At 55.5% G+C, this 8877-nt stretch carries 3 protein-coding genes and 1 pseudogene; 1 reads left to right on the top strand and 3 read right to left on the bottom strand.

Annotated elements, in window-relative coordinates; genetic code table 11:
- Positions 1-116 precede the first annotated feature (116 nt).
- Positions 117-374, top strand: a pseudogene (locus tag ABIB29_RS19230) (ATP-binding protein); the annotation flags it as partial.
- Positions 375-1884: 1510 nt separating this feature from the next.
- Here the strand turns inward: ABIB29_RS19230 and ABIB29_RS19225 are convergent.
- The 3 genes from ABIB29_RS19225 to ABIB29_RS19215 form a co-directional block, all read right to left on the bottom strand.
- Complete coding sequence (locus tag ABIB29_RS19225) at positions 1885-2436, bottom strand: recombinase family protein (protein ID WP_354174540.1); 552 nt, start codon at positions 2434-2436, stop codon at positions 1885-1887.
- Between the two features lie 202 nt (positions 2437-2638).
- Positions 2639-3841, bottom strand: coding sequence for a hypothetical protein (locus ABIB29_RS19220; protein ID WP_354174539.1), 1203 nt, complete (start codon positions 3839-3841; stop codon positions 2639-2641).
- Positions 3842-3851: 10 nt separating this feature from the next.
- Complete coding sequence (locus ABIB29_RS19215; RefSeq protein WP_354174537.1) at positions 3852-8717, bottom strand: DEAD/DEAH box helicase; 4866 nt, start codon at positions 8715-8717, stop codon at positions 3852-3854.
- Positions 8718-8877: the final 160 nt, after the last annotated feature.

Genomic DNA, 8877 nt, shown 5'->3' with positions numbered 1-8877 from the left:
AGAACGTCCATCACGGCCTGAAACGCCCCACCGTCAACGGCTTTACCGGCCACCACCGAATGCCTCGGCATAGTCACGGGCTCGGCATAGGTCGACCTATGCGGATGTCCGCATAGGTCGATGAAGTGGGCTATATCCCGTTCGATCAGGACTCGGCCAACCTGTTCTTCCAGCTGGTTTCGTCCCGCTATGAACACGCCTCCCTGGTGCTCACCAGCAACCTGGCCTTCAGCAGGTGGGGCGAGGTCTTCAGCGACGCGACAGTGGCCTCAGCGATGATCGACCGGATCGTCCACCACGCAGAAGTCCTGAACCTCACCGGCAGCAGCTACCGCCTCCGGAACAAGACAAGAACCCAACTTCAGGCACAATAGAACAACAACCCGTGGCCCTGTTTTCAGCTGGCAAAACTGGCCCTATTTTCGGTTGGCGTTAACAACATCGATCAGTTCGGCGTTAAGAAGCAGGTACGCGGGTATCTCGGACTGATGGTCTAGCGAGACGGATAGATCAGCAGCTTTCTGTCTTACGGTCTCTGCCCCGGAATCGTAAGACAGAAAGCACCCATTTTGAGACAGCATGAAGACGGATGAAGGATCATCCAAGACCCTCTACAACCCCTAGAACATGGGGATGTACGACAGTAAGACAGATAAGACAGATAAATACGTAGTTATATCTAACCTCTCTAAAAGGCCCTATAGAGACCGCAATTCTGGAGGTCGACCCTTATCTGTCTTATCTGTCTTACGCCAAACGACGCACGACGTAGAGACGCTCCCTTAACAGAAACAACCGCAGGAGCGGAACATGAACAACATCTACACACCACCAAGCGATGCCAACAACTGGACGCTACCGGATGCCGACTACGTAGGACCGATCTGGCCCACCCCACCGGAAGACCTCCGAGAGACGGATGCTGAAGCACTGGACCGCAGGTGCTCGGAGATGGACCATCGGAACTCTTGGTATCGCTGAGGTCCGAAGACCAGAACACGCAGAAGGAGAGCAACTGGTTGAATTACTGCCGCCGGCACCAGTTTCATTTCCCACTGACAGCCCAAACAGGCGGAGACTGTCAGGGATCCAGCCACAGCGCTCCACCAGCGAAGGTTCCTTGCGTAGAAGGTTCCATGAGTTAAGATCGGTCCTACTTCTAGGAGTGGTAGTTCCAAGAGCTACGCTCCCAGGGGCAGGCCTAGGCGCGCTTAACGACTGGGTATATTAGGAATTACCGTCGTGAGGCTGGCGAGCACCCTGGTGCTGTTCCTTCAAAAGTTGCCCTGAATGTTTCCACAATCGCTCCGCATGAAGCCAATTGTGAATAGCCGAAGATTCGGTTGGGAGAAGCTTCGTCCGATGACTTCGCCCGGGTTTTAAGTCAAATCTTCGAGATAAGCGTCGAAAATCGGTCGGTCGAGGTACATCGGATCCATCTCGTTATGACGACTCATGCCACATACTTGGCACACGAGGGCGAAGTCCTCGGAGCAATCCTCCACATGGTGGCCCGGGGTGAATAACGGGCCAGCATGGACATGGCAACGGGCGGTCTCTGGTCGGGGCATGCGTTGGTCGGTAACAACTGCAAACATCTTCATGCTGTCCTCGCTTTTTTGGTCGGCGTCAAATCCGTCGCTATTTATCGCCGGATGTGAAGGTCAGCATACTCATCCAAAATTGTAAGTCCGAATTACAAAACTTCAGTCAGCCTGACAGAAAACTATTGTGCGTCGGACTTACAAAAAATTTCTAAGGAACACGTGCCTATGTTTCGTTTGTAAATTGCGACTCGATGAGCCCCTGGTAAATCCATCTTAGGCCTCTGTTCGGAGCGTTGCTCCGGCTTCCCAACATTCGCCGCGGCCAACCCCATCGCGCCTATCCAGCCAGGTATCGGTAGATGGTCGCCCTTGAGACTCCCAGCATTTTGCCTATGTCACTCGCGTTGAGCCCTTTCGCTTTGAGGGCGACAGCGCGAACAGCGGCTGCGTCGTCGACTTTTCGGGGACGACCGCCGTGGCGGTTATTCTTGGCAGCCGCCGTTAGACCTGCGCGCGTACGTTCCACAATCGTGTCTCGCTCCAACTGGGCAAATGCTGCCATGATCGTCAACATGGCGGTTCCCATGGGGCCATTGGTATCAAGCCCCTCGGTTAGCGAACGGAAGCCAACCTCCCGATTTCGCAATTCCTCAACAACCTCCAGGACATGGCGCGTGTTTCGCCCCAGGCGGTCTAGCTTCCAGACGGTCAGGACGTCTCCGGCCTCAAGACGGTCGAGAACCCTTGTGAGCTCTGGACGCTCGGTCGCGCTGCCACTCACGCCCTGGTCCGCATAGGTCCGAACTGCGCCGGCCTCGTTCAGGGCAGAGAGCTGCAAATCGAGATTCTGCTCAACCGTCGAAACTCTCGCATATCCAATAACTGCCATGTGTCCGCCCTGTCTAGGAATGCCGTATCAAAGAGTGTTATGAGACTATCTATTTTGAGACGGCATTTCAAGATTACAAAAATGTCTAGAACAAGTGCGGCTCCCGTCTCAGCGTCTCCAGGCATGAGCGTCTTAAAAAACGATCGTTTATGAGACAGCGGGCAGCCTAGGGAAAAGCTGTGCCACGAACACTTCGCTCAGCTCATTCGAAATTTAGTACACGATCAAACTGCTGGCTTGAACCGTCCACAAACCATTCGAAGGTGCCGTCCGCAAGGTGCCTTGCGTACTCCGTCAGCGACGTCTCTTCGAAGTCGACGGCCAGGCCAGCCTTCACCCATGCATAGCCCGGCAATTCTGTCATCCAAGTCTCAAGGGAATTTATTCTTAGAAGAATGTCTTCTGCCTCGATAACGCTGACAGCAGACGTCCAGAGCATGTACTTATCTGTGATCTTCCCCCTTGCCGACACCACTGATCTGAAATTAGGGAGCCACTGCACTACCAGCCCGTCGATGGCGCCTCCCCCACCGCCATGCAAGAGTGGGTTTCGATACGTCTGTGCCAGATACTCCAGGTCAGCAAAGTGCACAGCCCTCTTCTCCCTGGGCAACCCGCCGAAAGCAAACTGAAACTTCTCGCGCCAGCCCGCACCCAAAACTGTTGTTAGCGAAAAGTCATGGCTGAGGATGTCATCCCTAAACGCCCCAAGCAGCACGAATCTATGCTCCAACATGCTGAAGTAGGCGGCAATCGTTGCGATGGCGAGATGCGAGATCTTCTCTTCTTTAGCCCTCGTGGCGAAAATTTTGCCAAATGCTGACGCCACCATTCCATCTAACGGTGAGTTGGTTGGCTCCCGGTTTTCGAACTTCAACTCCGAAAGCTGCATCTCCTGCAGGAGATCTCGAAAATACTCGAACATGGAAAGGTAGCGGGCATGCTGATTGACCACGATTGCGTCATTCGTCCGAAGCTTCAAGTCGATGAGCGGCTGAACGCCGCTCTCCATGACACTGGTGATGGCCTTGGTAAGCCGGTCGTCGATCTCGTCAACGAGAAGCTCATACGCAGTATCAACGTCTTCCGCGACGACGCCCCGGAGTCTTAGGCCTGCCTTTCCATAAAATATGAGACATTCCTGACTCTTATAGGCAAACCGGACCTCCCACAACCGCTTGTCTGCCGCGCCAAGGTCAACGCCTTGTCCTGCCGTCGTCAGAATCAGCCGAAGCAAATCGCTAGACGCTACGTGTCGCTGCTCCAATGATTTCTGCTGCACCCGCTGTTTCTCAACATCTACCGAAAGGTCAGGAGCAGAAAAGTGGCGCATCTCGCGATCGGCGAGTCCCGATAGCCGATGTAGCAAGCGATCAATGTTTTCATCGCCAGAGATAGAGTCCACTACGGTTCCTCTACTCCGCGATTTCTAGTGGAGGCAGCGAAGCGACGATCCTGTTGGTTTCCAGAGATACGGTAACAATTCTCTTGACAAGGTCAAGGATATAGCGGGGGTTGCCGATCTCGCGGCTGTAGTCGTTGGGGTCATTAGTGATCTGTGAGTCCTTGTGAGTTGTCACCTGATAGCGGTCGACGATCCACTCCAGCGCTGATTTGCCGTTGACCTGGTAGTCGAAGGCTTCGTCGGGGATCCCGTCCAGGGTTATGCGGGAGTTGAAGATGATGCGTGAACGGTCCTTGCGGGCACCGAAGGACATCTTCTTCACTCGATAAAACTCGTACTCGTCGTCCATCGAAGTCCCCGTCGTGATCTCTTCGAGAGGGTATGGCTCAACGGTTTCGTAATTGAGCTGCAACGCTGCCAGCTCGCGACCAGCGGCTGTGAATCTCCCGAAGTTTTGAACTTTGGGGATGCGCGGCAGCATTTTCTTAAGGTCTGCCTGATATTGCTCCTTATATTTCGGGGAGTGAAAGAGGCCGAGAACGTAGTAGAAAACGTCCTCTCTGGTGATGCCTTGTGCCTCATAGAACTGCCTATAGTCATCCAACGTCGCCGAGGTTATGTTCTCTCGACGACGGTACCCATCGATGATCACCTCGTCCTGCCCCGCAACAGGCAGTTGATCATCCTGGACGCGTTCATAGGAGTAAAGTGCGAAAACTTGGGCAGCGCTGACTGCACAAACACCCAAGTCGGGAACAATGTCAGTGACTTGAGCCGAGAAACCCCGCGCAAGGGTTCCTGGCGCCGGAAGGTAAATCGCTACGTTGGGATGTGCCGGCGTCGGAAAGAACTTTGGAAGTTGATACTGGCGGTGGTTCAAACTGGAATCGAAATACGCAAACTGTCGACAGAACGGCCTGTATAACGTGGGGCGAACGTTTGAGTCCTGAAACTCAAGGTGTGTCTGTCGTTTGTAAATCGACTCCAAGCTCGACGACCAGCTGATCCGGCTAGGATCCAAGTCCTTGACACCCCGGTCGAATTGCCGGTTGTAGTTCACGATCATCCGCGAAACGTTGTCTGCCGTCGCTACGGATCCGAAGTTGTAGATCCATGCGTCACGATTCGTTTGGAGGCCCGCTGAATACAACTCGAACATCCCTGGAGTATCCGGCTTGCCCTTCGTGGCCTTGTCCCCAATAGCTTGGAAGGAGTTGTACTTCTCGTCACGATGGTTAATCCAGTCACCATGGTCATTGGGTGCAATCGCGTCCCACTCCGTTCCTTCTATTGATTGCTCACTCTCAAGAATGTCGAGTTTCTGCTCACGTGTTAGATAATCGCCGATGTCGCCATAGCGGATCTCGGCGGGGCCTGAGTGGGCCGAATTCTTGATCAGAATGCAGATCGCCACCTGTGTCCGTGCTGCGCCACCAAACACGTTGCCCGATTCCTTCCGGCGCTGCTCCCCAGATGTTCTAGCGTTTCCCCGGAGGTTGTAAACAAAGATCCGACTAAATTCATTGGCGAATGCCTTGCGGATTCCGTCAGCCGTGTTGCCGTCGATGAAGGTACCGTTCGAGACGAAGGCGATGACGCCGTCGCTCTTGACGCGGTTAGACGCCCACCTGATACCACGCACATAGGAGTCGTAAAGGTTGTTCTTGTTAGTGGCAGACGAGAGCTTTGCATAGGAGTTGGAAATGGATTCGTCGAGGACAGGGTACTTCTGGTTCTCGTTGTTGTCGTTGGCGCTTGTCTGTCCGCCCGAATAGGGAGGGTTCATCACGACGACCCGGATATCCTGGTTCTTCTGCCGCTGCACCCGCTCTGAGTTTTCCGGGAAGAATTCGCTGGATTCAACCTGGCCATCGGACTCATTGAGCTGGAACGTGTCGGTGAGAGCGATCCCGTCGAACGGCACGTAGCCATAACCGAAGCCATGCTTCTTTGATTCTTCGGCATACACCGTCTCAATGTTGATCGCAGCGATGTAGTAGCTGAGCAGGACAATTTCGTTGGCAAACAACTCCTGCGTGTACTTCCGGTGGAGGTCCCCAGGCTTGATCAGGCCGGACTGAAGCAACCTCGTGACAAAAGTCCCCGTGCCGACGAAAGGCTCCAGGATGGACACACCTTCATCCGATAACGACCTGCCGAACTCAAGACGCAGCGCAGCGTCAGCGGAGCGAAGGATATAGTCCACCACCGGTACTGGTGTGAAGACGATGCCAAGCCGGTCCGCCACCCGTGGGAAAGCGTTCCGGAAGAAGTTGTCGTACAGCTCAACGATGACCTGTTGTTTGGCGGCAGCGTTGTCAATTTTCTCAACTTTGACCCTTACCGCCGCATAGAACTTTTCAAGGCCCGCGCGCTCCTTCTCGAATGCGGAGTGGTCGTCAAGCTGGTTAAGAATGTTCTGCATCGCCAGCGATACCGGGTTGTGTTCCGTGAAGTTGGAGTCAGTAAACATCGCGTCGAAGACGGGCTTGGTCACGAGGTGCTGGGCCAGCATTTCCACGGCTTGGGCCTGGTCGATGTCAGGGTTCAGGTTATCTTGCAAGCCCTGGATGAAGTCGTCGAAAGCCTTGCGGTGGCCAGTGTCGGCATGGTCCAGCAGGTTATTGATCAGGACGATGTGCTTGTTAGCAATGTCCGCGATGTCCTTGGACCAATCTTCCCAGTACATCCTGTTACCGCACTTGTCCACGATCTTGGCGTAGACGGCGTCCTTCCAATCGGCCACGGGGAACTGCAAGGGCGGCTGGACGAAGTCTGGCTCGTCAGGTTCGTCACCCGGCGTGGGACGGGGATCCAGAATGGGATCCCTCTTCTTCGGGTTCAGGTCAACGGTGTCGATGACTATGGATTCAGGAGCGTTGTGGTTCAGTTCGATCTGGTTGATGGCGGCATCCATACGCTCATCGTGGGCACGTAATGCCTGAAGTACCTGCCAGACAACCTTGTACCGGGCGTTGTCTTTCAGCGCCTCAGAGGTAGACATACCCTCCGGAATGGCGATGGGCAACACGATATAGCCGAACTGCTTGCCCTTGGCGATCCTCATGACGCGACCGACCGCCTGAATCACATCCACCATGGAGTTACGCGGGTTGAGGAACAGCACGGCATCAAGGGACGGAACATCCACGCCTTCAGTCAGACAGCGAGCGTTGGTAAGAATCCGGCACGTCGGCTGGTCGCCGTCGTGGTTGAAGTCTTCCTTCAACCAATCCAATCGCTCGGCACGGGCGACGGCATTAAAGCCGCCATCGATGTGCTTTACCTGAACCTTGAGGTCGTCGGTCGGATCGTCGTTCTCCAAGTCGGTCAAGTGAACGCGGACGAGGTCTTCGAACTCGGACTCGACAAGCTTGGAGGACTTGATGTCGCGGTTGAATGCGACCGCACGCTTCATGGGGGCGAGGTCGGTGCCAAAAGAGGCCTCGTGCACTCCCGACCGGCGCTTCGCGAGTCCGTTCCAGCAGCCGATGAGCTTGGCGACGTCGTCGATGTTCAGTTCCATGTTGGAGTCGGCGAGTTGGTCTTGGAACGAAGTAACGACCTGGGTTTCCTCGACGCCTAGGACCAGTACCTTGTAGTCGGACAGTAGCTTCTTGGTGACTGCTTCGCCGAAGCCGATCCGGTAGAACACGGGGCCGTACATTGTTTCGTCATCCATGGAGCACAGGATGGCGTCTTTCTCCATCGCCGCGTTCTTAGTCTCGTCGTTGAAGAGGCGCGGTGTGGCCGTCATGTACAGGCGCTTACCGCCGGCGATTACGTCGTTGCGGTGGACTTTGACGAAGTGTGATTCCTCAGTGCCGGACAGTGTGGCGCCGGTGGTGCGGTGGGCTTCATCGCAGATGATGAGGTCGAAGTCGGGCAGGCCTGCCTGTTGCGCTTGAGCTACGGCGTCGATGGACTGATAGGTAGAGAAGACGACGGTCATGCCCTCGTCCAGTTCCTTCTTGCCCATGGCCTCGACGAGGGTCTTGCCGTCCGTGGTGGCTGGGATTTGCAGGTCGTGCAGGGGGACGTCGGTCAGATCCGAGTTCTTCTGCCGACCTACCTTGACGTCCGAGCAGACCGCATAGGCGTGCATCGGCTGCTCGGCTTCGTCCGACCATTCCTTCAGCGACTGCGACATGAGCGCCAGGGACGGCACTAGGAAAAGGATCCGTGCGTGACCTTCCATCTCGGCGAACCGCTCCGCGATCTTCAGGGCAGTGAAGGTTTTGCCGGTTCCGCAGGCCATGATGAGCTTGCCTCGGTTGTTGTCGATGAAACCCTTCATCGACGCGGTGACGGCGTCGTGCTGGTGGGGGCGCAACTGCTTCTTGTCGTGCAGCTTCGGAGCCTTGGACGGGTCCGTCAGCTCGTAGGTAGACCAGTCAATGTTGGAGTGGCGGAAGTCTGAGAGGCCAATGCGCTGGATCGGTAGATGTGCACTGTCGAGCATTTCTTCCGCGTTCTTGGTCCAGTGCGATGTGGTCGACACGATCAGCCGGTGAGTGAACGGTTTCCTGCCTGAGGCGGCAATGAACGAGTCGATGTCATGCTTCTGCATGGTGTGGTTCTCAGCGTAAAACTTGCACTGGATCCCCGTGATGCCGCCATCAGCCCGCTCTGCCACGAGATCGATTCCGGTGTCCGGCTTGCCATCACGGCCGGGCCAGTCCTTCCAGAGCCAGACGTTGGTGTACTGAGGTGCCTGAACACCGTCTTGCCTCATGTATTGCAAGACCAACTGCTCGAAGTAATTGCCCTTCATCCGTTCCGAATCGGCGAGTCCTCGGTACGAACCAAGCAGCGCGTCGAACGTTTTAGCCACAGAAAGCCCCCAGGAACTAGAGATGAGATCGAGCTGGCGCAAGTCCAGCCTCTCGATCATATGTCGCCACAGCCGGCCGCCTTGGATAACCGCAGTGCCAGGCCCAGCATCCGTCTCGGCTTAGTCACCAATACGAACGGGGCAGGGGCAACTCCTTCCCGCGAATTGAGACCACCGGGTCCAGGTTCGCGCAAGTACGGAA

The organism is Arthrobacter sp. UYEF36 (assembly GCF_040547025.1).
Taxonomy (GTDB): domain Bacteria; phylum Actinomycetota; class Actinomycetes; order Actinomycetales; family Micrococcaceae; genus Arthrobacter.
The sequence above is the reverse complement of the archived record's forward strand: the minus strand, read 5'-3'. Positions and strand labels throughout refer to the sequence as shown.

Bases quoted from the DNA above. Each gene is read 5' to 3' on its own strand.
- ABIB29_RS19225 (WP_354174540.1), bottom strand. From the start codon at position 2,436: ATGGCAGTTATTGGATATGCGAGAGTTTCGACGGTTGAGCAGAATCTC.